Source organism: Chachezhania sediminis (assembly GCF_009765275.1).
Classification (GTDB): domain Bacteria; phylum Pseudomonadota; class Alphaproteobacteria; order Rhodobacterales; family Rhodobacteraceae; genus Chachezhania; species Chachezhania sediminis.
Window position 1 is genome coordinate 627,090 of the sequence record NZ_VOPH01000003.1, and the last position, 26,719, is coordinate 653,808.

At 65.4% G+C, this 26,719-nt stretch carries 23 protein-coding genes; 15 read left to right on the plus strand and 8 right to left on the minus strand.

Features of this window, described 5'->3' with window-relative positions; all coding sequences use genetic code 11:
• The first annotated feature begins 121 nt into the window (after window positions 1-121).
• Genes FQK05_RS12380 through FQK05_RS12390 form a run of 3 tightly spaced genes read left to right on the plus strand, consistent with a single transcriptional unit; the run spans window position 122 to window position 3,046 of the window.
• Window positions 122-1,081, plus strand: coding sequence for a tripartite tricarboxylate transporter substrate binding protein (locus tag FQK05_RS12380; RefSeq protein WP_158967155.1), 960 nt, complete (start codon window positions 122-124; stop codon window positions 1,079-1,081).
• Window positions 1,062-1,556 carry a tripartite tricarboxylate transporter TctB family protein gene (locus FQK05_RS12385; RefSeq protein WP_158967157.1) on the plus strand — a complete coding sequence of 165 codons (495 nt, stop codon included), beginning with the start codon at window positions 1,062-1,064 and terminating at the stop codon, window positions 1,554-1,556. The genes FQK05_RS12380 and FQK05_RS12385 overlap by 20 nt, the downstream gene beginning before the upstream one ends.
• On the plus strand, window positions 1,553-3,046 hold the full coding sequence (locus FQK05_RS12390; protein ID WP_158967159.1) for a tripartite tricarboxylate transporter permease: 1,494 nt from the start codon (window positions 1,553-1,555) through the stop codon (window positions 3,044-3,046). Before FQK05_RS12385 ends, FQK05_RS12390 begins: the two co-directional genes overlap by 4 nt.
• A gap of 3 nt (window positions 3,047-3,049) precedes the next feature.
• On the opposite strand, the gene FQK05_RS12395 is transcribed toward FQK05_RS12390, so the two are convergent.
• Window positions 3,050-4,612, minus strand: coding sequence for a serine hydrolase (locus tag FQK05_RS12395; RefSeq protein ID WP_199252643.1), 1,563 nt, complete (start codon window positions 4,610-4,612; stop codon window positions 3,050-3,052).
• A gap of 229 nt (window positions 4,613-4,841) precedes the next feature.
• On the opposite strand from FQK05_RS12395, the gene FQK05_RS12400 reads away from it, so the two are divergent.
• The 5 genes from FQK05_RS12400 (at window position 4,842) to FQK05_RS12420 (ending at window position 9,169) form a co-directional block, all read left to right on the plus strand.
• The gene (locus FQK05_RS12400; protein WP_158967161.1) at window positions 4,842-5,549 is read left to right on the plus strand and encodes a 3-oxoacid CoA-transferase subunit A; all 708 of its coding nucleotides are present in this window, start codon (window positions 4,842-4,844) and stop codon (window positions 5,547-5,549) included.
• Window positions 5,546-6,229 (plus strand): 3-oxoacid CoA-transferase subunit B, encoded by a 684-nt coding sequence (locus FQK05_RS12405; RefSeq protein WP_158967163.1) that lies wholly within the window; start codon window positions 5,546-5,548, stop codon window positions 6,227-6,229. Before FQK05_RS12400 ends, FQK05_RS12405 begins: the two co-directional genes overlap by 4 nt.
• Before the next feature lie 122 nt (window positions 6,230-6,351).
• A complete protein-coding gene (locus FQK05_RS12410) occupies window positions 6,352-7,323 on the plus strand; it encodes a TRAP transporter substrate-binding protein (protein ID WP_158967165.1) in 972 nt (323 codons plus the stop codon).
• 63 nt (window positions 7,324-7,386) lie between these two features.
• Window positions 7,387-7,893 carry a TRAP transporter small permease gene (locus tag FQK05_RS12415; protein ID WP_158967167.1) on the plus strand — a complete coding sequence of 169 codons (507 nt, stop codon included), beginning with the start codon at window positions 7,387-7,389 and terminating at the stop codon, window positions 7,891-7,893.
• Window positions 7,886-9,169, plus strand: coding sequence for a TRAP transporter large permease (locus FQK05_RS12420; RefSeq protein WP_158967169.1), 1,284 nt, complete (start codon window positions 7,886-7,888; stop codon window positions 9,167-9,169). The genes FQK05_RS12415 and FQK05_RS12420 overlap by 8 nt, the downstream gene beginning before the upstream one ends.
• Before the next feature lie 88 nt (window positions 9,170-9,257).
• Here the strand turns inward: FQK05_RS12420 and FQK05_RS12425 are convergent, their stop codons facing one another.
• The 5 genes from FQK05_RS12425 to FQK05_RS12445 form a co-directional block, all read right to left on the minus strand.
• Entirely contained in the window at window positions 9,258-9,923 is a 666-nt protein-coding gene (locus tag FQK05_RS12425) for a hypothetical protein (RefSeq protein WP_158967171.1), read from the minus strand.
• Window positions 9,913-10,995 carry a GSCFA domain-containing protein gene (locus tag FQK05_RS12430; RefSeq protein ID WP_158967173.1) on the minus strand — a complete coding sequence of 361 codons (1,083 nt, stop codon included), beginning with the start codon at window positions 10,993-10,995 and terminating at the stop codon, window positions 9,913-9,915. The genes FQK05_RS12425 and FQK05_RS12430 overlap by 11 nt, the downstream gene beginning before the upstream one ends.
• Before the next feature lie 112 nt (window positions 10,996-11,107).
• Window positions 11,108-12,916 carry a PHA/PHB synthase family protein gene (locus tag FQK05_RS12435; RefSeq protein WP_158967175.1) on the minus strand — a complete coding sequence of 603 codons (1,809 nt, stop codon included), beginning with the start codon at window positions 12,914-12,916 and terminating at the stop codon, window positions 11,108-11,110.
• 207 nt (window positions 12,917-13,123) lie between these two features.
• Entirely contained in the window at window positions 13,124-14,128 is a 1,005-nt protein-coding gene (locus FQK05_RS12440; RefSeq protein WP_199252644.1) for a ParB/RepB/Spo0J family partition protein, read from the minus strand.
• A complete protein-coding gene (locus FQK05_RS12445) occupies window positions 14,125-15,327 on the minus strand; it encodes an AAA family ATPase (protein WP_158967177.1) in 1,203 nt (400 codons plus the stop codon). Before FQK05_RS12445 ends, FQK05_RS12440 begins: the two co-directional genes overlap by 4 nt.
• Before the next feature lie 615 nt (window positions 15,328-15,942).
• Here FQK05_RS12445 and FQK05_RS12450 point away from each other — a divergent pair.
• From FQK05_RS12450 to FQK05_RS12460, 3 genes are all read left to right on the plus strand, one after another.
• On the plus strand, window positions 15,943-16,977 hold the full coding sequence (locus FQK05_RS12450) for a replication initiation protein (protein WP_158967179.1): 1,035 nt from the start codon (window positions 15,943-15,945) through the stop codon (window positions 16,975-16,977).
• Window positions 16,978-17,450: 473 nt separating this feature from the next.
• Window positions 17,451-17,957 (plus strand): molybdopterin-dependent oxidoreductase, encoded by a 507-nt coding sequence (locus tag FQK05_RS12455; RefSeq protein WP_158967181.1) that lies wholly within the window; start codon window positions 17,451-17,453, stop codon window positions 17,955-17,957.
• A 120-nt stretch (window positions 17,958-18,077) separates the two neighbouring features.
• Window positions 18,078-20,579 carry a hybrid sensor histidine kinase/response regulator gene (locus tag FQK05_RS12460; RefSeq protein ID WP_158967183.1) on the plus strand — a complete coding sequence of 834 codons (2,502 nt, stop codon included), beginning with the start codon at window positions 18,078-18,080 and terminating at the stop codon, window positions 20,577-20,579.
• A gap of 17 nt (window positions 20,580-20,596) precedes the next feature.
• Here the strand turns inward: FQK05_RS12460 and FQK05_RS12465 are convergent, their stop codons facing one another.
• Window positions 20,597-21,886 carry an MFS transporter gene (locus tag FQK05_RS12465; RefSeq protein ID WP_158967185.1) on the minus strand — a complete coding sequence of 430 codons (1,290 nt, stop codon included), beginning with the start codon at window positions 21,884-21,886 and terminating at the stop codon, window positions 20,597-20,599.
• Between the two features lie 147 nt (window positions 21,887-22,033).
• Complete coding sequence (locus FQK05_RS12470; protein WP_233270481.1) at window positions 22,034-22,750, minus strand: GntR family transcriptional regulator; 717 nt, start codon at window positions 22,748-22,750, stop codon at window positions 22,034-22,036.
• A gap of 135 nt (window positions 22,751-22,885) precedes the next feature.
• Here FQK05_RS12470 and FQK05_RS12475 point away from each other — a divergent pair, with 135 nt between their 5' ends.
• Genes FQK05_RS12475 through FQK05_RS12490 form a run of 4 tightly spaced genes read left to right on the plus strand, consistent with a single transcriptional unit; the run spans window position 22,886 to window position 26,668 of the window.
• The gene (locus FQK05_RS12475; protein ID WP_233270482.1) at window positions 22,886-23,452 is read left to right on the plus strand and encodes a TRAP transporter small permease; all 567 of its coding nucleotides are present in this window, start codon (window positions 22,886-22,888) and stop codon (window positions 23,450-23,452) included.
• Window positions 23,452-24,723, plus strand: a complete 1,272-nt coding sequence (locus tag FQK05_RS12480; protein WP_199252645.1) for a TRAP transporter large permease — start codon at window positions 23,452-23,454, stop codon at window positions 24,721-24,723. The genes FQK05_RS12475 and FQK05_RS12480 overlap by 1 nt, the downstream gene beginning before the upstream one ends.
• Window positions 24,720-25,718 (plus strand): 3-hydroxyacyl-CoA dehydrogenase family protein, encoded by a 999-nt coding sequence (locus FQK05_RS12485; protein ID WP_199252646.1) that lies wholly within the window; start codon window positions 24,720-24,722, stop codon window positions 25,716-25,718. Before FQK05_RS12480 ends, FQK05_RS12485 begins: the two co-directional genes overlap by 4 nt.
• A complete protein-coding gene (locus FQK05_RS12490; protein ID WP_158967189.1) occupies window positions 25,703-26,668 on the plus strand; it encodes a TRAP transporter substrate-binding protein in 966 nt (321 codons plus the stop codon). Before FQK05_RS12485 ends, FQK05_RS12490 begins: the two co-directional genes overlap by 16 nt.
• Window positions 26,669-26,719 lie beyond the last annotated feature (51 nt).

Sequence of the window (26,719 nt, forward strand, 5' to 3'; positions counted from 1 at the left end):
CTTCGTATTTGTATGTGTCCATTGTATACAAGAGGTACATCTCTCGGTCAAATGAGTATGCAACAAAGGCGCGGCCTTGCAATGCCGCGCAGCCAACCGGGGATGTAGAAGGAGAAGGATCTTGAAGCTGAAGTTCATGATGGCCGCCGCAGCGTTCAGCGCGATTGCCGGCAGCGCCCTTGCGGAGGACTTTCCCGCCGGGCCGATCACCTGGGTCGTCAACTGGCCCGCGGGCGGCGGACAGGACACGACCAGCCGGCTGGTGGCCGAGCGCCTGTCGGACGTCCTTGGCGTGCCGGTGGTGGTCGAAAACTATGCCGGCGCGGGCGGCCTGACCGGCATGCGCGAACTGGCCGGGGCGGATCCCGACGGATACACCATCGGCATGCTGGGCGCCTCCAGCATCATTCAGCAATACACCACCGACGAACCGGTGAAGATGGACGAACTGGAAGTCCTGTCCTTCTTCGGCCCCGATCCGGGCGCCCTGACCGTAGGCGCAGGCACGCCCTACCAGACGCTGGACGATTATGTCACCGCGGTGAAGGAGGCGCCGGGCGACGTGCCCAACGGCAACGACCCGCCGGGCGGTGCGTCCTATATCTCTGCCTCGTTCATGGAAGCCCTTCTGGGACTGGAGCTGAACAAGGTGCCCTATCCGGGCTATGCACCGACAGTAACAGCGCTTCTGGGAGGCGAGGTCGAAAGTGCGACCGTGCCGATCCCGCAGGTGCTGGAGCACGCGAAAGCCGGCGATGTCCGGATCCTGGGGGTCATGGCGGCGGGCCGCCACTTCCTGGCGCCGGACGTTCCGACCTTTGCCGAACAGGGCTATGACGTGGTCGCCGGCGACTTCCGCGCCGTGGTGGGCCCGGCCGGCATTCCCGCGGACAGGGCCAAGGTGCTGTCGGATGCACTGGTCGAGGTCCTGTCCTCGGACGCATTCGTGACCGCGGCCAATGCCGCCGGCTACATGATCGAACCGCTGGGCCCGGAAGAGGCCGCCGCCCGCATCGCGGCCTTCGACGAACAGGTCTACCCGGTGCTGGAAGGGGCAGGACTTGTCACCAACCCCAAGTGACGATGCCGCACGGCGCGAGGTCGTGAACGACCTTGTGTCCGGCGGTCTTTGCCTTGCCGTATCGCTTGGCCTGGCCTGGGTGCATTTCGCCCAGGCCGGGCGCCTGCATGACAACTTCGGCCGCGATCCGGGACCTGCGCTGCTGCCGCAGGTGCTGCTTCTGTGCCTTGGTCTGGCAGGTCTTGGCCTGTCGGCGCGCGGTCTTCTGGGCCTGCGCCGGACCGCTGCGATGGCGGCGCCGGGGTCGGTCCGGTCGCTTTGGCCCGCCTTGGCCGCGGTGCTGCTTATGGCGGCCTTCATCCCCTTGCGCGGCCTGACCGGTGCGGCGGCGGCCCTGGCCGTGATCGGTGCAGCGCTGGCCGTGCTGGCGGGCCGGACCGACACCGCCCGCTGGCCCGTGACCGCCCTGATGGGCGGCGCCGCGGGCCTTGCCCTTTATGCGCTCTTCCACTTCGGACTGTCCGTGCCCCTATGACTTCTGACCTTCTCGCGACGATCCTGTCGGATCTCGTCAGCCCCACCCTTCTGGGGCTGGCCCTGTTGGGCACCGTACTGGGCCTTGTCTTCGGCGCCCTGCCCGGGGTCAGTTCCACCATGGCGCTGGCGGTGATGCTGCCGTTCACCTACGGGATGGAAACGGCACCGGCGATGGTCATGATGCTGGCCGTGTTCTTTTCCAGCGTCTATGCCGGATCGGTTTCCGCCATCCTGCTGAACATCCCCGGCACGCCCGGCGCCATGATCACCCTGCTGGACGGCCATGCCATGGCGCGGAAGGGCCGCGCTGCCGAAGCCATGTCCTATGCCCTGATCGCGTCGATCTTCGGCGGCGTGGTCGGCTGGATCCTTCTGGTGCTGCTGGCCCCCACCATTGCCCATTACGCGCTGCAGTTCGGGTCGCCCGAATACGCGGCAGTCGTCCTGTTCGGACTGGCACTGGTGGCCTATGCCTCGTCCGGAGACACGTTGCGCGGGCTGGCGGCCGGGGCCATGGGACTGCTGGTGGGCGTGGTAGGACGCGACCAGGTTACGGATGTGCCGCGCTTTACCTTCGGGACAGCGGACCTGCAGGGCGGCATCGACATCATCCCGCTGGCCATCGGCCTTTTCGGCATTGCCGAGGTGCTATCGCTGCTCTGCCGGTCGAAGGATGCCGCCGACCCCGTGCCGGAAAGCGCCGGCCGGACCTGGCCCCGGCTGCGCGACCTTGTGGGAGAGTTTCCGACCGCGCTGCGCGGGTCGGTCATCGGCACCTTCGTGGGCGCCATCCCCGCCGCGGGTTCGGCCGTGGCGGTGGCGCTGGCCTATGCGTTTGAAAAACGCCTGTCGCGGACGCCGGACGATTTCGGCACCGGCATCCCGCGGGGCGTTGTGGCCCCGGAAGCTGCCAACAATGCCTGTGTCGGCGGCGCGTTGATCCCCATGATGACGCTGGGCATCCCGGGCGACAGCATCACCGCCGTCCTGATCGGAGTCCTGCTGCTGCACGGGCTGCGCCCCGGGCCGGGCCTGTTCGAGAACCAGCCGGACCTGATCCTGACCATCTATGGCGGGCTGTTTCTGGCCATCCTTCTGACCGCAATCGTGGCCGGGGCCATCGGCATTCCGGTCTATCGCCGGATCCTGGCCATCCCGCAGCGCCTGCTGATGTCGGCCGTGCTGATCCTGTGCATCCTGGGCGCCTATTCGGTGCGGAACGCGGTGATCGACATCTGGGTCGCGATCTTCTTCGGCGCGGTGGGCTTTGCCTTCATCCGCCTGAACATCCCGGTCCTGCCGCTGGCCTTCGGCGCCGTTCTTGGCCCGCTGCTGGAGGAAAACCTGCGCCGGACACTGCTGATCCACAAGGACGTGGGCGTGTTCTTCGAACGCCCCGTCTCGCTTTTGCTGGTCAGCGTGTCGCTGGCGATCCTGGTCCTGCCGACGGTGATCGGCCTCCTCGCAAAGCTGAGGAGGCCCGACTAGACCCTACCGTTCCCAGGTCCCCAGCCCGTAGGTGTCGAGGTAGTCGACGTAAAGCGACGTAGCCTGGTCCCCGTCCCCGCCGAACACGACCGAAGAGAGCGAGCCGTAAGGTGCGTTCTCGCTCCGGGGGGCCACGGCGAAGGTGTCGCCGGTCCAGTGTTCCAGCGGGAAGGCCATGTCCTTGGGACCCAGGTACAGGACAAGGCCGCCATCGGTGTCTTCCACCCGGGCCGGGCCGAAATAGGGGCTGTCATAGGTGCCGGTCAGCTGGGTCAGCGGGCGGGACGGTTCCGCGTCGGCGGGCGCCGTCTGCCCGACCAGATCGCCCACGGGGGCGTAGTAGTTCACCAGCATCGCGTTATAACCGGCGTACCAGTCGCGCGTGACCTCTTCGAAATTGGCGATGTCGAAAAATTCGGCGATGATCGATTCCGCCGCGCCCACCGGGCCGCCATTGGTCAGCACGACGATGCCGGTATCCAGGCTTGGCATGATCTCGAACGCGGTGCCCGCGCCGATGATGAAGGCCCCGGAATGGCTGACCCCGACCCGGCCGTTGGCCAGGACCTTGTAGTTGAAACCATAGCCATAGCCGGCCCCGCGCGTGGCGATGGAATGACCCAGCGAGTTCTGGCTTTGCGGCTTCATCGCCGGCAGGATGTCCGTTTCGGCGAACAGCTCCTGCCCGTCGAAGGTTCCTCCGGCATTCAGCAGCGACATCCAGCGCGCAAGGTCCAGCACGGTGGAGGTGACACCGCCTGCCGGGGCCTGGGGATCCGGGTCGCGTTCCGCCACCGCCTTGAATTGGCCATCTTCCAACTCGTGCAATGTGGCGCGGTTGTCCCGTGTCAGGAAATCGTCATGGCGATAGCTGGTATGGTCCATGCCCATCGGGCCGAACAGGTATTCCTGTGCCACGTCCTCCCATGCGCCACCGGCCGCGGCGGCCACCGCCTCGCCGGCGGTGGTGGTCCCAAAGTTGGCGTAGGCGTACGAGGTCCGGAACCGGTTCAGCGGCATCTGGTCCAGCCGCGACAGGATCGTGGCCCTGTCGAAGCCCAGATCCTCCAGATCGTCGCCGGCACCGCCGGGCAGGCCGCTGCGATGGGCGAAGAAGTCCCCGACCGTGGCTTCGGCGGTCACGTAATCCGATCCCAGCCGGAAGTCCGGCAGCAGCTCCGACACCTTGTCGTCCCAGTCGACCTGACCCTTCGCCTTTGCGATGCTCGCCACGGTGGCCGACAGCGACTTGGAAATCGACGCGATCTGGAACACCGTGTCCGGCGTGACCGGCGCGCCACTTTCCAGATCGCGGACGCCATAGCCTTCGGCGAAGACCACGTCGGACCCGTGCACCACTGCCACGGCCAGACCGGGCACACCGCTGCGCTCCATCACCCGGGCCACGATGCCGGGCAGCGCCTCCACCGCCTGGTCCAGCGCCCCTTCAGGGACCGAGAACACGTCATCCGCCGGGCTTGGTCCGACTTCCAGGACCTGGGCCTGGCCGGCCGTTGCCACGGCAACGAAGATCGGAAGAGCGGTCAGGGCGCGGGACAGCATCATTGGCGAAACCTTTCATCTTGGGCGCGGACCGTAAGGTCCGCCGCAAGATCGAACAGATCGCCCCCAAACTGCAACCCGGAAGAATACCTTTCCGCCCGAAGCCCCGGCGCGCGCCCCCTGCCCTGCGCGCACGATCCGGCCGGTCGCCGATTGACGCTGCACCGGCCCGGCGCATAGACAGTGGCCCATTCGCTTCACGCGACCTGTCCCACAGGAAAGGTACCCCCGCATGGACAAGACCGTTGCGACGCTGGCCGAGGCCGTCGCCGACATTTCCGACGGCGCGACCGTCATGATCGGAGGCTTCGGCGGCTCCGGCGCGCCGATCGAACTGATCCACGCCCTGATCGACCGCCGCGTCAAAGGGCTGACCGTCATCAATAACAATGCCGGCAACGGGCATGTCGGCATCGCCTCGATGATCGAAAACGGGCTGGTCGCCAAGATGATCTGTTCCTTCCCGCGCTCGTCGGACCCGGTGGCGTTCACCGAGGCGTACAAGTCCGGAAGGCTGGAACTGGAAGTGGTGCCGCAAGGAACCCTCGCCGAACGGATCCGCGCCGCGGGCGCCGGGATCCCGGCCTTCTACACCGCCACCAGCTATGGCACCGAACTGGCCGAGGGCAAGCCGGTCGAGGAATTCGACGGCAAGCATTACGTCCGCGAACGCTGGCTGAAGGCGGATTTCGCGCTGATCAAGGGCGAGCTGGGCGACCCGATGGGGAACCTGACCTACCGGATGGCGGCGCGGAACTTCAATCCGATCATGGCCATGGCGGCCACGAAGACCATCGCCCAGGTCAGCCGCATCGTCCCTGCCGGCGGGATCGATCCCGAACAGGTGATAAGCCCAGGCATTTTCGTCGACACGGTCGTCGAGATCCCCAATCCGGTCCAGGAAGAAGTTCTTTTCCGCGAAGGAGCGGTGTACCCATGACCAGCTTCGACGACATCAAGCTTTCGAACGCCCAGATCGCCTGGCGCGCGGCACAGGATATCGAGGACGGCGCCTATGTGAACCTTGGCATCGGCTTTCCGGAGATGGTGGCACAATACACCGTCGAAGGCCGGACCCCGGTCTTCCATACCGAAAACGGCGTCCTGGGCTTCGGCCCTGCCCCTGCCCCGGGGGAAGAGGACTGGGACCTGATCAATGCCGGCAAGAAGGCGATCACGCTGAAGCCGGGCGCGGCATTCTTCCACCATGCCGACAGCTTTGCCATGGTCCGCGGCGGCCACCTGGACGTGGCGATCCTGGGCGCCTTCCAGGTCGCCGAAAACGGCGATCTGGCGAACTGGTCCACCGGCAAAGGGTCCATCCCGGCCGTGGGCGGTGCCATGGACCTTGTGCAAAGCGCCAAGCGGGTGGCCGTGGTGACCGACCACGTGACCAAGAAGGGTGAGCCCAAGCTGGTCGACCGCTGTTCCATGCCGCTGACCGGCGTGGCCTGCGTGACGCGGATCTATACCTCGCTGGCGGTCGTGGATATCGAAGGCGGACACTTCGTCCTGCGGGAAAAGCTGCCACAGTTGTCCTTCGACGACCTCCAGTCCGTGACCGGGGGAGAGCTGAAAACGGACGGTCGGATCGCAGACCTGGCCGTGCCCACGCTTTGATTGCTGCGCCGGCCCGTCCGGCGCAACAATACGACAATCCCATTGCTGGAAATGCGTTTCGGGCGGGTGGACGGGCCGCGGGACGAAGGTTAAGAAACCCACGTCTCTTTGGGAGGACCGACATGAAATACACAAGTCTCGCCGTGGCTGCCGCCATGGCCCTTGCCGCCCCCGCCTTCGCCCAGACCGATCTGAAGATCGGCTATGCCCTTGCCACCGACAGCCACTATGGCGTCGGTGCCGCCGCCTTTGCCGACGTGATCGCGGCCGGCACGGGCGACGAGTTCAACATCGAACAGTTCCCGTCCTCGGCCCTGGGTGGCGAGCGCGAAGTGATCGAATCCCTGCAGCTGGGCACCGTGGAAGTGACCATCGTGTCGTCCGGCACGCTGGCGAATTTCGTCCCCGACACCGGCGTCTTCGACATTCCCTTCCTGTTCCGCGACCTGAACCATGCCCGCACCGTGCTGGACGGCCCGATCGGTCAGGAAATCCTGGCCGAATTCGATGACGAGGGCCTGCACGCCCTGGCCTGGGGCGAACAGGGCTTCCGTCACATCACCAACAACCGCAACCCGATCGAGACCCCGGCCGACGTCGCGGGCCTGAAGATCCGGACGATGGAAAACCCGGTTCACCTGGAAGCCTTCCAGGCGATGGGTGCGGCACCGACCCCGATGGCCTGGCCGGAAGTGATCACCTCGCTTCAGCAGGGCGTGATCGACGGGCAGGAAAACCCGCTGTCGGTCATCGTGTCGGTCAAGCTGAACGAAGTGCAGAAGTACTTGACGCTGTCGGGCCACGTCTATTCGCCGGCGATGATCCTGGTGTCGGGCCCGTTCTGGGACAGCCTGGATGACGAAACCAAGGCCGTCTTCGAAGAGGCCGGCAAGGCTGCCGTCGCCGCGATGCGCGCCTATGTCGACAATGTCGAGACCACGGGCGTCGAGACGCTGAAGGAACGCGGCATGATCGTGAACGAACTGAGCCCCGAGCAGAAGGCCGAATTCCAGGCGGCGATCAAGGCCGCCTACGAGACCTACTACCAGACCTACGACCAGTCGCTGATCGACTCGATCATCGCGACCAAGTAACAAGCCCGCAACCGGGTCGGCCGGCGCCTTCGGGGGCCGGCCAGTTTTTTCGGATATGTCGCATTGAAGAAGCTGGAACAGATCTTCGTCACCCTGAACGGGTGGGTGGTCATCGCCATGCTGGCCACAATGGCCATCGTGGTGGGGTCCAACGTGGGCTTGCGCTATTTCTTCACCTATTCGCTGCCCTGGGCGGACGAGGTGGCGCGCTACCTGATGATCTGGATGACCTTCATCGGTGCAGGCCTTGCGCTGCGCGCCGGCGGCCATGTCGCCATCACCAATCTGCAGGACGCCCTGCCCGGCCTGGGACAGAAGATCCTGCGGGCGCTGATCCTGCTGATCCTGCTGGCCTTCTTCCTGAAGATGGTCGAAGTCGGCCTGTCCTATGCCGAACGCATGGGCCGCCAGAAGACGCCGGCGCTGCGGATCTCGTTCTACTACATCTACCTGGCGATGCCCCTTGGGTTCGGCTTGCTGATCGTCCACACGCTGCTTCTGGCACGTGAATTCATCACTGCCGGCACTTATCCCGCCAGCACCATCGACACGGACGGCGCACATGGCTGAGATCCTGTTTCCAGCGCTGTTCGGCCTTCTGATCCTGGGCGTTCCGGTCGCCTTTTCCATCGCCATCTCGGTCCTGCTGGCCGTGATGTTCGCCAGCCGCTATCCCGCGCTGGTCATCGCGAAGGAGATGTTCACCGGCATCGACAGCTTCCCCCTGCTGGCGGTCCCCTTCTTCATCCTCGCGGCCGAGATCATGACCGGCGGCAACGTGACCAAGGCGCTTTTACGCCTGGCGCAGTCGCTGGTCGGTCACTTCCGGGGCGGGCTGGGGCATGCCAATGCCATCAGTTCGGCCATGTTCGCCGGCATCTCGGGCAGTGCGCTGGCCGATGCCGCCGGGCCCGGCGCCACCATGATCCGGATGATGGAAAAGGGCGGCTACGACCGTCCCTATGCAGGGGCGCTGACCATCGCGTCGGCCGTCGTGGGGCCGATCATCCCGCCGTCGATCACCATGATCATCTACGCGATGCAGGATCAGGAGGTTTCGGTCGGGTCGCTGTTCATGGCGGGTGTCCTGCCCGGTGTCCTGATCACCGCCTGCGTCCTGGCCGCGAACGGGTACATGAGCCACCGCCGCGGCTATGCCACCGGCGATGCCATGCCCTCGCTGGCGGAAATTGCGCGGATCTTCGTCTATGCCCTGCCCGCCCTCTTCCTAATCGGCCTTGTCGTGGGCGGGATCCGCTTCGGGATCTTCACGCCCACCGAGGCATCGGTCATCGCGGTCTTCTACGCGCTGGTGGTGGGCATGTTCGTCTATCGCACCCTGAAGATCAGCCAACTGCCGTCAATCCTGCTCAGCGCCGCTTTGACATCGGGCGCCGTGCTGCTGATCCTGGGCGCCGCCCGCGCCTTTGCCTGGGTTCTGATCATCGAGGGCATCCCCCAGTTCCTGGCCGAGACCATCATCTCGTGGGACCTGTCGCCGATCGCGTTCCTGCTGGCGGTGAACGTGCTGCTGCTGGTCTTCGGCCTGTTCATGGACCCCTTGCCGGGGGTCATCATCCTGGTGCCGATCCTGGCGCCGATCAGCCTGGCGCTGGGGATCGACCCGAACCAGTTCGCCATCATCGTGATCGTAAACCTGACCATGGGTCTGACTACGCCACCGGTGGGCAGCCTGATCTTCGTAGTCTCGTCGGCCGTGAACCTGAAGCCAATGACGCTGGTCAAGGAAATGCCGCCCTTTTTCCTGGCCCTCCTGGTGGCGCTGATGCTGATCACCTTCGTGCCCGCAATTTCCACCTGGCTCCCGGCGGTCAGCGGGTACTGACCGGGTAGCGGTGCGTGCACAGCACGCATCCTGCGGCGGTTTCGCAGCTCGGCGCGAAAGACCCTGCGCCACGGCCGGCCTACGGCCTTTACAACAGTCCCTGCGTCTGCATCCCCTCGACCACCAAGCGGCCATAGTCGCCGTTGCCATGCGTGCCGTCCGGGGCGACCAGCTCCGGCGCAAGCACGCCGTCGATACAGGGCAGGTTCTCCATCGGTTCATAGAGTTCCACACCCGCCTCGATCAGCCGCTGCTTGATGTGGTCGCGGACGATTGCATAGTTCGGGCGCTCGAACAGCACCGGCGGCGCAACCACGATCAGCTTGCCGGCACGGCTCATCCGGCTGGCACATTGCAGGTGCTTGGCACGGTAGAAATCGACATAGTCGCACAGGAAATCGGCCGACAGGAACCGCGCGCCCGGATCCGTCTCCAGGTCGTCGGGATTGCTCGAATGACCGTACCAGCCAATCGGCGGCACCAACCGGCCAAGGTGAAAGCCCATGGTCGTCAGGACCGGCAGGCCGGCAGTCATGATGTCGGCGACCCCGAGTTCCTGCTGAAGATCCGCCAGCTGCTGCTGCGCTTGCCCGACCCGCACGACGCGAAAGCCGTAGCGGCGGTACTGGAACCGGCCATTGTGCCAGTAGTTGCCGGAAAACGTCACCTCGCGCACATTCAGGCCCAGGCGCCTGGCTCCTTCGGACAACGCGCGCCCATGGCTGTCGCCTACGATGATAAGATCAATTGCCATTGAACCGCTCCAGCAGGATCTCATCGCAGACCAGGTCCTCGGCGGCCATCTCGGCCTCGGACCGTTCGATCTCCATCGCCTCCTCGCCCGGACCCCGCGACCGGGCCTGCCCCGACAGATCCAGCCCGCCGAAGAAGTGCGTCATGACATGGTCGACCCCATGGGGCGACACCGACCGCATGTTGGGTTCGAAGAAGACCGCCCGCCCCGACGGGGCCGCAATGATCTCGTACGACGGGAAATAGTCGATGTGGTCCGCACCCTGCGCCAGATCGCCGGCCACCGCCCGCAGCACCGATTTTGAATACTGCGTCGCCACCAGGACATGATCCCCCGAGGCCGACGCCACCAGCGGCACGGGCGAAACGGTCAGAAGGATCCGAAGCGCGGGATTGATCCCGCGCAGCAGGTCGAAAGCCGCCCGAAGGTCCGCGATGATCTCGGGATAGGTATAGTTCCGGAAGGCATGCACACCCGCGTCGAAGGTTCCGACCGAAGTCCCGGGACAGATCGCGTAGGTCGCCCCTGTCTCCAGGTTCGTCCAGCCTTCCGTCAGGCCCAGCGTGAAGACAAAGACGTCCGCGTCCTGCACGGACCGCAGGAATCCGCGCCGCGTGGTTTCCACCGAAGCCCGGGCCGCGGTCGCATCGACAAAGCCCCGCGGTTCGATATTGGGACGCAGCAGGTCGTGCGTCCTGCCGGTTTCGTCCGTCCACAGCTCGACCGAACTGACGGGATCAAGCCCACTGGCCAGCCGCGCCCAAGTCAGCATCTGCGCGGCTGTATAGATGTTGCCGGTCCGCGCCGAAAACACGCCATAGTTGTATTTTCGTGCCAGCTCGTCCGGGGTTCGCCCCGGCGCCGGTTCCGCATTCAGCCAGTTCATCTGTCGTGCGACAAGGGCGCGGCTGATGTGCTGGGCAAAGCAGGATCCGTAGGTGACAAAGACCGCGTCCGACGGCAGGGTCCATGGGGATGTCCACAACCCCGACAGGCCAAGGGGACCGGTCTCTGCCACAGCGCTGCGCCAAAATGCCCGGGCGGGCAGATCCTGATAGGGGCTCTTGCTCATCCGTATTCACCCGTTGTCCCAATGCACTCGGCAAGGATCAAAACACCACCGCGACGTGGGAACAAGGCCCCTGGACCCGCGTCCATTTCACAGCCCGTATGGGCCCCCTGCCCTAGCGCTGCAGGATATAGGTCCCCGGCGCATCCTCCAGCGCGGGATATCCCAGGTTTTCGGCCCCCATCGGCGGCGGCGCCACCGGGGCGCCCGACCGTTCGTTCAGCCAGTCGACCCAGGTCGGCCACCACGAACCCTGGCGTTCCTCTGCCGCGGCGACCCATTCGTCGGGGTCCAGCGGGTGCGCATCGGCGGCCGAGGTCCTGATCCGGAAGTGCCGGTGCGGGTGCCCCGGCTCTGACACGATGCCGGCATTGTGACCGCCATTGGTCAGAACGAAGGTCACCGGCGCCTCGAACAGCGGATGGATCTTGTAGGCCGACTTCCACGGCGCCACGTGGTCGGTTTCCGTCCCCACGCCGAAGACCGGCACATGGATGTCCGACAGCGCGATGGTGCGGCCGTCGACCTCGTAGTGACCGGCCGACAGCCGGTTTTCCAGGAACAGCCAGCGCAGGTATTCGGAGTGCATCCGGTAGGGCATCCGCGTCGTATCCGCATTCCAGGCCATCAGGTCGTTCGGCAGCGCCCGTTCGCCCATCAGGTATTCCCGCGTCATCCGCGACCAGACCAGATCGGCCGAGCGCAGCATCTGGAACGCGCCAGCCATCCGGTCGGACGTCAGGTAACCGTCCTTCCACATCATGTCTTCCAGGAAGGTCACCTGGCTTTCGTTGATGAACAGCATCAACTCGCCGGCCTCGGTGAAGTCCGACTGCGCGGCCAGCAGCGTCACGCTGGCCAGCCGGTCGTCCCCGTCCCGCGCCATGGCCGCCGCCGCAATGGTCAGCAGCGTACCGCCCAGGCAGTACCCGACAGTGTGAATCCTGGCCGATCCGGTGATCGTCTGGACGACGTCCAGCGCCGTCATCGGGCCCATCGCAAGATAGTCGTTCATCCCGGAATTCCGGTCCTCGGGATCCGGATTCCGCCACGAGATCATGAAGACCGTGTAGCCCTGCCCCGTCAGATATTTCACCAGCGAATTCTCGGGGCTCAGGTCCAGGATATAATATTTCATGATCCAGGCCGGCGTGATCAGGATGGGTTCCGGCCGCACCGTTTCCGTCGTCGGCGCGTACTGGATCAGTTCCATCAGCCGGTTGCGGAAGACGACCTTGCCGGGACTGGTGGCCAGTGTCTCGCCCACCTTGTAGTCACCCGTGGGCACCAGCGGCTGGCCGGTGACCATGCGGGTCGCGTCTTCCATCCAGTTCACGGCCCCCTTGACGAAGTTCATGCCCCCGGTCTTCGCCGCCTCGCGCAGCACCTCCGGATTGGTCAGGGGGAAGTTCGCGGGCGACACAGTGTCCAGCATCTGGCGCGCCACAAAGCTGGCCACCCGTTCGTGCTGGGGGGTCATGCCGCGGATACCGGTCGTGGCGTTCCACCACCATTGCTGCTGCATCAGGAAGGTCTGGTGGATCATGTTGAAGGGCGGCGTCTGCCAGGCCTCGTCGCGGAACCGCCGGTCCTGCGCCAGGGGCGCGATGCAGGGTTCCGCCTGTCCGGCGGTTTGTGCACAGGTCATGGCATAATTCGCCAGCCGCAGCGTCTTGCGCAGGCCCTTGGCCATCAGTTCTGTCCGCTTGCCGGGAGCCGAGGCCAGATGGATCGCCCAGTCTTCCCAGGCATCCAGCAGCGCCGCAGGCGACAGGCCCAACGTCACCTGCGCAATTGCCGCCCGAAGCGAACGGTCAAGGACCTCTGCCGCTTCCTCGCCCTGCAGGGTCGTTTCCTGCCAATCGGCCAGCGTGGGCTTCTTCGCGGGCTTGGCATCAATCTTCGGCGCGATCGGCTGGTTCATGGCACATCCTCGAACAGGCAACAGGGAGAGTCGGCGAACACCGCCATGGCCATTCCAAACTGCCCGGCAGGTCAAGTCGGCAAATGTTCGCGGCTCCGGATAGGCCGATGGTCGCCGAACCGGCTTGCGTCCCTCGTGCGCTCCTGCGAAAACCGTCTAACTGCATGTATTAAAATGGATTTCCGCGTTCTTGCCAATTGGCAAGGGCTACTTTCCAGCCGCGCGGTCCTTCAGGAACGCCTCCAGCGCGTCGCGCAGGGCCTTGTCGGACATGTCCCGATGGAATTCCAGCGTCACCTTGGCCCCCCTGCGGCGCATCTGAATGCCGTTCTCGTCCGTCCGGCCGCGATAGACCTTGTCGGCCACGGCACGGGCCTTTGGCGGGGTCGCCACGGCCTTCAGCCGGGCCAGCACCCTGGCCACCGGAACCCCCTCGCCCTTCTGTTCCGCAGCCAGCGCGTCGGCCTCTGCCAGGATCGCGTCGCGGGTCCTGGGATCCGCCAGCAATGGCTTCAACTGCCGCGCGTGAAGCTCCCTGATCTCGCGGATCGACCCGAAGGCCACCACGATCCGGTCGTCGAGCTTCGCCAGTTGCAGGTAGCGCGACAGCCAGCCTTCGGACACCTGCAGCCGCTCCGCCATAAGGCTCTGCTTGCCGCCGTAGTACGCCGCAACCGCCCGCGCATAATCCCGCGCGCGCTCCAGGTCCGAGATATCCTCGCGGTCGCGGTTCTCGATATCCGCCAGCCGGAACGCTTCCTCGTCGGTCAGGACGCGTTCCTCGATCAGGTATTGGAATTTCGGATAGTTGTTCGCCCGCAGCCAGCTGATCGCGAAATGCCGCCGCGCGCCGCAGATCACTTCGTACTCGACCTTGCCGCCTCCGGCCGCGTGGCCCGCACGTGCGGCGCCCTCTGGCAGGCGTCGCACGATGGCCGGGAACTCCTGCTGGCCCTGGCTTAGGATTCCATCGATCAGATCCTTGCAATTTTCCGGCGTCAGCAGATCGTAGGCGCGGTTGTGCCCCTCCCACATCACGCAGGTCGCCGGATCCACCAGCCGCAGCACCTTCTCCTGCCGCTGGCCCGAGGCCTGTTCCGCCATGGTGTTCGACCGTTTCAGGAACCGCGCGCCAGACCGGTCCTTTGCGGGCGCCGCAGGTCCCAGGTCCTTCAGGACGTCGTCGAAAACGGCATCGTGTCGCTTGCTCACAGGATCCCCTCCTTGCGCAGGTCGGCGTGGTGGCTGGGCCAGGTCTTGCGAATCAGCGTCTCGACCTCGCGGCCGACCGCATCCAGGTAGACGCGGCAACGCTTGTGGGTTTCGGTCCGCGTCGCGGGGCCCGTGATCTCGTAGACGCTCATCAGATTGGCGGTGGCGTTGTCGATCTCGGCGCTGTCCTTCAGCACCGATTGCAGGATGTCCTGCGGAAACACCGCCTCCATCACCCGCTTGATCGCTTGGTGCGCGCTTTTCTGGTCGTTCATCTTGGTCGCAAGGATCTTCACGAAGTGATAGCCCCGTGCGCCGCCATGTTCGGCCAGTTCGTTCAGCGTCGCGCCCATCATCTTCAGGAAATGCGCGGTCGACCCGAAGTCGATGTTGTTGGGCGGGGCCGGGATCAGAAGCGCATTCGCCGCCCGCAGCACGGAGAGAGAGATCATCCCAAGGGCCGGCGGCGGGTCCAGCAGGATCACGTCGAACTGGTCGGAAATCGTGGCAATGCCCTGCCGCAGACGGTCCAGCACGAAGCTCTGCTCGTTCAGCATCCGCGCCGCGAATTCGTATTCGGCATCGTACAGGCCCAGGTTCGCCGGGATCATCGCGATACCGGGCCAGTAGGTCGCCCGCAGCGCATAGTGCAGCGACGCGGGCCCGCCATGGCGGAAGAACGGGTAGAGCGTGTCCTCGTCCTCGTCGACGTCGACATCCGGGTTCAGCCCGAAGATCGAGGTCGTCGAGCCCTGGCTGTCGCAGTCGATCACGCAGACGCGGTAGCCGCGCAGCGCCAGGTATTGGGCCAAGTGCACGACCAGCGTCGACTTGCCCACGCCGCCCTTGAAGTTCTGGACCGCCAGCACCGTCGCCGGGTCCTCCGGTGCGCGCCAGGGCAAGGTGCCGAAGACCTCGCGCATGCGATTTACGTCTTCCAGCGTATACCCGGTGCGACGCCCGGTATCGGGGTCCTTTTCCGGCTCTGGCAGGCGGCCGTCGCCTTCGGCGTCGCGGATCGCCTTTTCGGTGCGGCCGACCATCTCGGACGCGGTCCGGACGTTGAACCTAAGGTTCAGGACCTTTTGTGTGCCGGGGGCAAAGACGCGTTCGCGCAGCCGGTTGATCACTGTGTCCGCGCGGGTTGCAAGCCCGTCGATCTCGGCCAGGGTGACGGGATAATCCTCGATATCGGTCATCGACGCCTCTTGTTTTTCGGCTACCATGCAGCGCGGCGCTTTCCGGCTCAAGTGCGATTATTGCGGGCCGGGACGAAAAAAACCGAACCTTGGGGGTCATGACCTGCAGGATGGAACCTTGGGCTGGTCCGACAGTGAAGTTCGGAAGAAGGCTGGGTGCAAGGCGCCGCAATCACCCAGAAAGTAGCGAATGGCCCGGATCGGGCAGATTTGCGGGGTCTAACAGGACTGAAACCCAAAACCCAAATCGAAAAAACCCCTTAGGTTCTGGATTCAAGGATTCATTTGTTCAGGGCAGTCCAGGCCCTTTGGAATATGAGATTTTTGGACCTGTCGGTTACGTTTCGGGACGGTATCACTTACGGACCGGGTGGGCTGGGCTTACGGATCGGGCGGGTTGGCGATACGTCCTGGGATGGCCTTAAATTACGTTTCGGGTGGGACGGTTCGGGGCGAATCGGACCCCTGAAAAAAGCCTTGAAAAGCAGGGCGATCCGATTCGCACGGCCCTGGGCAGGGGGCCTGAAAGCTTACTTCTCGGGTGAAGGCCATGCTTGTCAGCTTACGTCCCTGTGGATACAAAAGTAAGAAAACAAAGTAGTGAATCGAGCAGCCATGGCAAAGGCACCGAAAGAATACCGGACGGTCGACGCGCGACCAAGCCGGGAATCGCTGGTCAAGCCGGGAGAGCTGGTGGACCTGATCGAGGTCACGCCGCTGACTCTGACCGACCGGCGGATCTACAACCAGTTGCTGGAAAACGCCTGGGACGCGATCGACAAGCCTGTCGTCCATGTCATTGCCAAGGCGGACCTGCGCGGTTCGCACAATTCCAACGACCGGATCGGCGACAGCATCGAACGGCTGATGGCCGCCATCGTGAAGGTCGAGGCCGTCTGGGACGGCAAGCCTGCCATCGAACGCGTGCAGCTTCTGGGGGGAAACCTTGAAATGGCGCGGTCCGACGGCCTGTTCGAATACGAGATCCCGCCGCGGCTGCGCAAGATCATCTCGAACTCGACCGTCTTTGCGCGGCTCCAGCGCGAGGTGATGTTCGCGCTGAGTTCGAAATACGCGCTGACGCTCTACGAGATGGTGCAGAAGCGGGGGAACCTTCGCTGGAAATCGTCCGAGACTTTCAGCCTGGAAGCGATGCGCGGTGTGCTGGGGGTGCCGAAGGGCAAGCTGACATCGTGGTCGAACTTCCGCCTGCGGGCCATCGACCCGGCGGTGGCCGAAGTGTCGGCTCTGTCGGATTACATGGTCGAGATCCACCCGATCAAGACCGGCCGGTCAGTGACCCATGTCGAATTGCGGTGGTGGCGCAAGGATGGCGAGGCGACGGGCAAGGTGGAACGTGCATTGCAATTCGCGTCGACGGGCCGGCGCGCGCGGGCCGAGGGCCGCGCGGAGGAGCCGGTCGAGGAACCCAAGGTCGAAATGCGGCCGCGGCCCGGTTGGCTGGACCGGCAGGGGGCGGCGCTGAAAACCCAGACATACGAGACCGCACGCCTGCGCCATCCCGGCTATGACATCTATTTCGTGGAAGGCGAATGGCGGGGTTGGGCCGCGGGGAAAGAGCCGCCTGCCGATCCGGACCGCGCCTTCCTGGCCTTCTTCCGCCGATATGCCGAGGCCAATCCGATCTGATCCCGGCAAGGGTCTGGAAAAGCGTCGTTTTAGGCAATCTTGCCAGTTGGCAAGAGTTGGGCAGTGGGATGGTGCGCACCCTAGGGCGGCCTTGGCGGGAAGCCGTTTCAGGCGTCCCCCTTAAAACGGTCGTCTCATCCCGGGTTGGGCCCGAAGGGGAAGCCCGGAATTCCAGGGAATCGGGATTGGATGGGAAGGTGGCACATCGGGACGGCCCGCTTTTGCGGCGGTCCTGCAGGGCAGGTGTGGGCGGGCCAGGTCAGGTTGTTCCATTGCGGAACAAATGTCTGAATTTCGTTCCGAAATGTTCGGCAAACCGTTTCATCGGTGTCCATTGCCCCCAAAACCGCGGTATCCGCTGAACGGGTCGTGTCTATCCTTCGGGATAGGCCGGTTGGTCCGATGCGCGGATGACGGGGCAGGGGGCGGTGTGGCATACCCGCGGGATCGTCCGAACGGAGGAGACCTTGCCGATGACCCGCATCCTGTCCGCCCTGTCCCTTTCGGCCACGCTCCTGGCCTCGACGGCGATGGCCGAAGATCTGCCGGCGCCGACCGGCGATGTGCTTCTGACGATCAGGGGTGATATCTCCATCACCAACGCAGGCGATGCCGCCCGGTTCGACCTTGCGATGCTCGAGGCGATGAACCCCGTCACCATCACCACGACCACGATCTGGACCGAAGGCGAACAGACCTTCCGCGGCGTGCCGCTGGCGGCCTTGATGGAGGCAGTGGGCGCCCGGGGCGACACGATCAGCGCCACTGCGGTCAACGACTATGCTGTCGAGATCCCGCGAGAGGATTGGGTTGCCGACGGCCCCATCGTGGCGTTCGAGCATAATGGTGCGGAAATGTCGCTGCGCGACAAGGGCCCGCTTTGGGTCATTTACCCCTTCGATGCGAAAACCGATTATCAGACCGAGGTCATCTACTCCCGCAGTATCTGGCAGCTGGACCGGATGACGGTCGAAGACTAGGCGATGCGCCCTCGGGGCGCCTGAGGAGGCACGGTGAACCCGGCTGAGGAGGGCAGGGGGCCCACAGCGAAGGACCCACGTCAGCGGGCCGGCCTCAGGCCGGTGCGGACGCGTCTTGCCGTGGTTTTGCTGGTCTTCTGCATGGGCACCGTCGCGGGGCTGGGCTGGCTGGTCCTGCGCGGGATCGATGCGTTCAACACCGCCAATTCCGACAACCTGCAATGGGTGCTGGCCCAGACGGATGTCGAATTCCTGCGCTTCAAGGTGGCCCTGCTCGAAGCGCAGCGGGATCCGGAAAAGCTGGCTGCCGTGCGCCGGCGGTTCGATATCTTCTACAGCCGCATGTCCACGCTGGAGAACGGCGTGTCCTTCCGGCGCCTGCGCGACGATGCGGATTTCGATGCCCCGCGGGCGGTGGTGCGCAGCTTCCTGGACGACACCGTCGCGCTGATCGACGGCAGCGACAACCGGCTGGAGGCGGCATTGCCTGCCCTGCTGGACCAGGCCGTCGTGCTGGAGGCCGCGATCCGCAAGCTGTCGCTGGCAGGGCTGACCAGCTTTGCCCAGGTTTCGGACAGCCGCCGGGAGGAGGTTGCGGATACGCTGATCCTGATGGCTACAGTGCTGGGGCTTCTGCTGGGCGGTCTGACGCTGCTGGCTTTGTCGTTCTACCGGCTCTATCGCGTGTCCGAACGGCAGGCGCGGGACGTGGCCCGGACCGGATCCAGGATGCGGACCATTGTCGAAACGACGGTCGACGCGATCCTTGTGTGCGACGACCGGGGCAAGGTGATCGACCTGAACGGCGCGGCCGAGGCGCTGTTCGGCTATGACCGGACCGAGGCGGTCGGCATGAACGCAATCAAGCTGGTGCACCCGCCGGACATCCGGGCCGAACTGCTGGAAAACCAGCTGCGCTATATTCGCGAGCATCGCCGCCCGGAGCGCAGCGAACGCCGGTTCGAGTCCGAGGCGATCACCCGCACCGGACGGCGCTTCGCGGCCGAAATCTCGCTCGACCGTGCGGATGACGCGGGCGAGCGGGTGTTCGTGGTTTTCGTCCGCGACATCTCGGGCCGGAAGGCGGCCGAGGCGGAATTGCTGGATGCCCGCGACAAGGCGCTGGCGGGCGAAACGGCGAAGGCGGAATTCCTGGCGGTGATGAGCCACGAGATGCGGACGCCCCTGAACGGGCTTCTGGGCACGATGCAGTTGCTGCGGGACCACAAGCTGACGGAAAAGCAGTCGGATCTCTTGGACCAGATGCAGAATTCCGGCCGTCAGTTGCTGGGGCTTGTCAACGACGTGCTGGACCTGGCCAAGTACGAGGCCGGCAAGCTGGTGCCCGAACAGCGCCCGTTCGAAGTGTCGCGTCTGCTGGAAGGGGTGGTGGAAACGACCTCGACCCTGGCGACGAACAACGGCAATACCCTGCACTGGTCCTGTTCGTTGGAACCCGGCAGCGTGGTGCTGGGGGACAGCCGGCGGCTCAGGCAGGTGCTGCTGAACCTGGTCGGCAACGCGATCAAGTTTACCCGCCACGGCGAAATCTGGATTGAGGCCGAGAAGCTGACCGGCCCCGGCCACATGGCCGAATTCCGGGTCATGGACACTGGTGTGGGCATATCGGCCAGGAACCTGGAACGCATCTTCAACGATTTCGAGACGCTGGACAGCTCTTATTCTCGGCAGGCCGGGGGGACGGGCCTGGGCCTGGGGATTGCACGGCGCCTGACGGAACTGATGGGCGGCGAAATCGGGGTGGAAAGCGAAGAAGGCGAAGGCAGCCTGTTCTGGGTGCGCGTGGCCCTGCCGCCGGCGGCGGACCTGCCCGCACAGCAGGAACCCTTCGGGCACCTGCGGGATGGCGCGGGCAGGGCGGTCCGGCCGCTGTCGGCCCTTCTGGTCGAGGACAACGAGATCAACCGCTTCGTCGCACGCGAGATGCTGAAGGCCGAAGGCCATGACGTCACCGAAGCCGTCGACGGGCAGGCGGGCGTCGCCCTGGCGGCGGCGCGGGCCTTCGACGTAATCCTGATGGATATCTCGATGCCGGTGATGGACGGGCAGGCGGCCGCGCGGGCGATCCGGTCGGGGGGCGGGGCTTCGGCCCGGGCGCCCATCATTGCCGTTACGGCCCATGCCCTGCCCGAGGAGGTCGCGCGCTTCCGCGAGGCGGGAATGGAATACTGTATCTCGAAACCTGTGGACCGGGCCGAACTGGTGGGGATGCTGGCCGCCATTGCCGCCGGCGGGACGCCGGATGGGCAGGGGGGACCGGTCGTGACCGGCGCCAGGTTGTTCGATGAGGGTTACCTGGAATCGATGCGGGACCTGTTGAAGCCGGAAGAGGTCGACCGGCTGGCGCGGAAGTTCCTGGCGGAAACGGACCTGGCGGTGGCCGACCTGAAGGTGGCGGCGGTCAAAGATCCGCATCTTGCGGCACGCGCCCATGCCTGCGCGGGGTCCTGTGCGGCCTTCGGGCTGACAGGGATGCACCACGCCCTGGCCGGGATCGAGACCGCGGCCAAGACCGGGACGTTATCCCAGAATGCGCTGAAGGACCTGGCCCTGCTGTGGGAAAAAAGCCGCGACCGGCTGGTGGTCCATCTGGACGGCTGACAGGCCGGGCGGCGGGGTCAGAGCGGCTCGCGCCTCTGACGCAGCACCAGCGCCACGCCGGTCGCGGCCACCAGCGCGACCGTCAGGCTGAAGCCGGTGAAGACCGGCAGCAGCCCGTAGCGGTCGATCAGCAGCCCGGCGATGAAGGTCGGGATCATGTTGCTGAGATAGCCCACGACATAGAAGCCCGAGATGCGGCGGCCCAGCTGCGACGGTTCGGACGTCTGGTTGACCAGCGCCGCGCCGCCCACGAAGGTCGCGCCATAGGCCAGGCCCGCCAGCGGGACAGACAGCAGGAACAGCCCTGTCAGCCCCCAGACCGCGCCGAAGCCGATCAGCGCCTGCAGCACCGCCAGCCCGGAAAAGCCGATCAGCAGGGCTGTCAGGCCGCGGATCCGCCCGCCCAGCACTTGCCCGATGCCGGCCAACAGCTGGAACAGCGCCGGAACCAGCCCGGCCAGTACGACCCAGCCGACATGAAAGACATCCGACGCGACGCTGACGCCCACGGCCATCATCATCGACCCGACGCCCCAGGCGACCCCGATGCCCAGGCAGGACAGCCGGAAGATCTGCCGGGCCGTGGTCCCGGGTAGAAGGCCGGGAAGATCGGACAGATCCATCGGCGCAGGTTCGGCCGCGGGTTCTGTTGCCGGTTCCTTAGCAGGGATGCATGCGGCGCCGGATCGGGGCCAGGCCGCCAGGCTCAGCCCGATGAAGGCCGCCATGGCGGTGCCGGCGATCACCAGGAAGGGCGTGACCAGCGGTGCAAGATCGATTCCCAGCGCAAGGCTGGAGACGCAGGGCCCGGCAAAGGCGCCGCCGGTGAAGGCGACGGTGGCGATGGTGGCCGCTCGCCCGCGCTTGTCCGGCCGATCCAGGTCGTGCAGCAGGGCCGAAGCGGTGCCGGTGATCAGCCCGGTGCTGACGCCGGACATCAGCCGCCCGATCAGCAGCATGGCCAGATTGTCGGCCATCGCGAAGAGGATCGCGCCAAGCGCGGTCATCACCAGCCCCGGCAGCAGGATCGCGCGCCGGTCGCGGACCAAGCTGTTCAGCCGGCCCGACAGCAACAGCGTCGCCAGCGTACCGATGGCATAGGTGGCAAAGATCGTCGTCCCGGCACTGGGCGCCAGGCCCCATTCGGCTATGTAGACGGGATAGAGCGGGCTGGGCGTGGTGCTGGCCAAGATCGCCGCAAAGATCGCGACGGCGGCAGAAATCCGGCCCAGAAGATAGCCGCTTTCCCCGGCGTCGACCTGCCTGTTCCGCGCCGTCGGGCGGGCTGGCCGGAAGAACTCGGTCATCCGGAGTTTTTCGGTGCGGGACATACGGGATCTGGCCTCGGCTGGATGCGGCTGTCGCGCCTTTGCCGACTCCGGTTCCGCGCAGGATAACATTGGGAAAGCCGATTGGGGTATCGGTTTCGGGGCATGGCAGCTATGCGCGGGGGGTCATGCCGGCTGCGGTGCGCCTTGCCCGGCGGCCGGGGCTTCGCCTTCCAGTGCCGCTACCACGGCGGCGGTCGTGCGTTCGATGTGCAGGCCCGTCACCTCGACCGCCGTATCGACGTCGCGGGCCAGCGCGGCTTCGAACAGGCGGTCGTGTTCATCGTGGATCGCGCGGTTGCGGACCGTCTTGATCCGGCTGAACCGGCGATAGCGTTCGTGTTGCGCGAAGAGCTGCGCGCGGATCTGAAGCAGCACGTCTGACGGGCAGGCGGCCACGATGGCGCCGTGAAAGGCCGCGTTCTGTTTCTCCCATTCGTCCAGCGTGTCGATGCCCTGATCCTCGCCCTCTTCCAGCCGGGACAGCCGGTGGAAGGTGGTGATCAACCGTTCCTCCCACGCGGTGTCGCCCAGGGGAATTGACTGGCGGATCGCCTCGATCTCCAGGATCTTGCGCAGGTTGCCTATATCGGCCGCCTCTTTCGCGGATATCGGTGCCACGACAAAGCCGCGCTGACCGGAAAGCAGGACCAGACGGTCGCCGGACAGTCGGCTGAGCGCCTCGCGCAGCGGGGCCGCGCCCATGTCGTAGCGCTGGCGCAGCATCTCGATCTTCAGCTTGGCGCCGGGGGCCAGGTCCCCCGACACGATCTCGGCCCGGATCATGCGATAGGCGCGCTCGGAAATCGTCTTCTCGGGCGTGTCCGCCGCAATCACTGTCACTGGCCAAGGCTCCCCGAATTCCCTGTTCTTCTTCGTTCTACACGGCCGGCCCCGTGGATCGAAGATCAAAAATATCGATTTTATATTTGACATGGAAAAAATATCGATATTTATCTGCGGCCGGAGGAGAGGCGAATGGTGGACATGTCCGACACGACCGGCACGACAGGGGTGCGACCTGCGCTAAAACGGCTAAGCGCCGCGATCGCCTGGGCCGAGGCGCGTTTTGCGGGGCTGGTGATCCTGGTGATCCTGTGCCTGCTTTTGACGAATGTCGTGTCGCGCGCGATGGGCGTGCCGCTGATCTGGACGGACGAACTGGCCATCTACCTGATCGCGGTGGCGGCTTTTGCCGGTGCCTCGCTGGGCCTGCGTAACCGCCAGCACATCGCGGTGACGCTGTTGCAGGATGCCCTGCCGGATACGCAACGCTATCGGATGACGGTGGCGGTCGACGTGGTCTTGCTGGCGATCTTCGGCTTCCTGGCGTGGATGCTGTGGACCTGGTTCGATCCCGTGAACGCCTTCACCGCGGACAGCCTGAAGGCCTATTCGCGCGCCAGCTTCAACTTCATCTATCAGGAACCGACGACGACGCTGGGCATCCGCAAGGTCTGGTTCTGGCTGATCCTGCCGGTCTTCTGCATCACCGGGCTGATCCATGTCCTGTCGACTTTCGCCGAAGAGAAGGAGCCGATCTGATGGCCGGCGCCGCCTTCCTTGCCTTCCTGGCCGCGGGCGTTCCGATCGCCTTTGCGCTGATCGCGTTGGCCATCGTGATGATCCTCGTGTCGGGCCAGTCGGTCCTGTTCCTGTCCTTCCCGCAAATCTTCTTTGGCGGGCTGGAAAACTACGGTCTGCTGGCGCTGCCGCTCTTCATCCTGCTGGGCGAATTCATGAGCTCTGGAGGGATCGGCCGCCGCCTGATGGCGCTGGCGCTGGCGATGCTGGGGCCGGTCCGGGGCGGGCTGGCCTATGTGAATCTTGTGGCCAACATGATGATGGCGTCGATCCTGGGGTCGACCGTCGCGCAGATCACGATCATGTCCAGGATTGCGGTGCCGGAGATGGAGCGTACCGGCTATCCCCGCGATGTCAGCGTGGCGATCACGGCCGCGGGGGGCATGCTGGCACCGATCATTCCGCCAAGCATGCTTTTCATCATCTTCGGGGTCATCGCGCAGCTGCCCATCGGCGACCTGTTCATCGCGGGCATCGTGCCGGGCGTGATCCTGTTCGCGGCCTTCCTGGTGGTAATCTGGCTGCTGGGGCGCAAGCATGGCTTTCCGAAAAGCGAAAAGGTGGCTGTGGCGGACCGCATCCGTGCCGTAGGCCGCGCCCTGCCGGCCGCGCTGATCCCGGTGGTCATCATCGGCACCATCCTGGGCGGCATCGCCACCCCGACCGAGGCCGCCGCCATCGCCACCCTGATCGCCGCCTTCATCGGCCTGTTCGTCTATCGCGAGATGGAGCTTTCGGACATCTGGCCGGCCTTCATGCGCGCCGCCGCATCCTCGGCCGTCGTGCTGTTCCTGATCGCGGCGGCGGGACTGTTTTCCTGGGTGATCACCTTCGCCAACATCCCGGCGCTGGTCTCGGCCTGGGTGCAGGGGCTGACGTCGTCGCCCATCCTGTTCCTGCTGCTGATCAACCTGATGCTCTTGTTCCTGGGCATGATCACCGACCCGATCCCGGCGATCATCCTTGTGGTGCCGGTGTTCCTGCCGGTGGCGACGGGGGTCTATGGCATCGATCCGTTCCAGTTCGGCGTCATCGTCTGCCTGAACCTGACCGCGGGCCTGCTGACCCCGCCGGTGGGCACCGGCCTCTTCACGGCGGCCCTGATGGGCAAGGTCCGCGCCGAACGGCTGGCGCTCCTGATCATGCCCTTCTTCCTGTCGGTGGCGCTGGTGCTGGTGGCGCTGACGATCTTCCCGGATCTCTCGACCGGGCTTGGAAGGATCCTGCAATGACACGTGTTGCCATCCTTGGCGGCGGCCTGATCGGCGCCGGCTGGGCCGCGGCTTTCGCGGTGGGCGGGGCCGAGGCGGTGGTGGTCGATCCCGACCCGTCGGCCGACGCCCGTATCGCGGCCGCTTTCGAAGCCGCGCGGGGGATCGTCGCGCAACTGGGAAACCTGTCCGACATGGCCTTGCTGCCGCGCCGGGTGGACCTGGACCAGATCCGCGATGTCGACCTGTTGCAGGAGGCCCTGCCCGAGGATCTGGAGCTGAAGCACCGGGTGCTGACGGAGACCGAGCCTTTCGTGGCGCCGGACGCGCCGATCGCGTCCTCCTCCTCCAGCTTCACCGCCGACCGGATGGCGCCGGCGCTGCAACATCCCGAACGGCTGTTGATCGGTCACCCCTGCAACCCGCCCTACCTGATGCCGGTGGTGGAGATCGTGGGCGGCACGGCCACGACGCCCGACACGCTGGCCCGCGCCCGCGCGATCTATGAAGGGATCGGCAAGACCGTGCTGACGCTGAAAAAGCCGGTCCCGGGCCACCTGGTGAACCGCCTTCAGGCCGCGATTTGGCGCGAGGCGGTGCACATGGTCGTCGAAGGTATCGCCGACCTGCCCGATACCGAACGTGCCGTGACCCATGCGCTGGGACCAAGGTGGAGCCTTGTCGGCCCTCATACCGTCTTTGCCCTCTCGGGCGCCGAGGGCGGGATGGGCCAGTTCCTGAAAGCCCTGGCCGGTCCGATGCAGGGGATCTTCGACGATCTGGGCACCCCGAGGCTGGATGCGGCGACCTGCGCGGCGCTGGCGGATGCCTATGCGGCGTCCGACCTGCCGCCGCTGGACCGGGCCGCTGCCCTTCGCGACCGCACCATGCCCGACCTCCTGCGCTGCGCGGCAGAGGCACGGGCGGCAGAAGACGAAACCCCGGACCGGTTGGAGCCTGCCGGGGGGACAACAGAACGGAAATTCAGGGAGGAAATTCCATGCACCGACTTCTGACAGGCGCCATCGCGCTTGCCGTCTCGGGCCTTGCAGCCGTGTCGGCTGCTGCCGAGGACTATCGCCTGGGCCTGATCACGCCGCCCTCGCACATGTGGAGTGTCACGGCGACCAGGATGGCCGAGGATATCAAGGCCCAGACCGACGGCCGGGTGAATATCCTGATTTTCCCGTCGGGCCAGTTGGGGAACGAGGCGCAGATGCTGCAGCAGATGCAGACCGGCGCGCTGGACTTTGCCTTCCTGACGCTGGGCGAATTCGCCAACCGCGACCCGAATTACGGCATCTTCCTGGCGCCCTACATCGTCGACGACGTGGCCGGGGCGTCGAAGCTTCTGACGGGCGGCGTCGCGCAGGAGCTTCTGGACGGCATGGCCGATTTCGGGCTTGTGGGTCTGGGCTGGGGCATGGCGGGGATGCGGATGATCGTCACCGGCTTTCCGGTGGAGAGTGCTGCGGACCTGAACGGCAAGAAGATCCGCACCATCCCCTTCGCGCCCGAACTGGCCTTCTGGCAGCAGGTGGGCGCCGCGCCCACGCCGATGCCCCTGCCGGCGCTTTATGACGCTTTCGCCAACGGGCAGGTCGACGGGATGCAGATCGATGTCGAGGGCACCTGGAATTCGAAATACTACGAACACGCCAAGGGCATCGTGATTTCCGATCACATGATGTTCCCGATGGCGGCGGTGGCGTCGGGCCGGAAATGGGCCACGATTTCGGATGCCGACCGCGCCGTGGTCGAGAAGGCGATGGACGACTACCTGGCCGCGCTGGTCACCGGCTATGCCGAGATCGACGCGGATTACCTGGCGAAGCTGGAAACCACCGGCGTGCCGGTGACCCGGGTCGACCGCGCCTGGTTCGGGCCGTCGATCGACAGCTGGTACGAAGAATGGCGCGAAAAGGCACCGATGCTGAAGAAGCTCGAAGCCGAAGCCTCCAACTGAGTGAAACCTTGCGTGGCGGCGGGGGAGCCCCCCGCCCTGCGCGGCCCAACG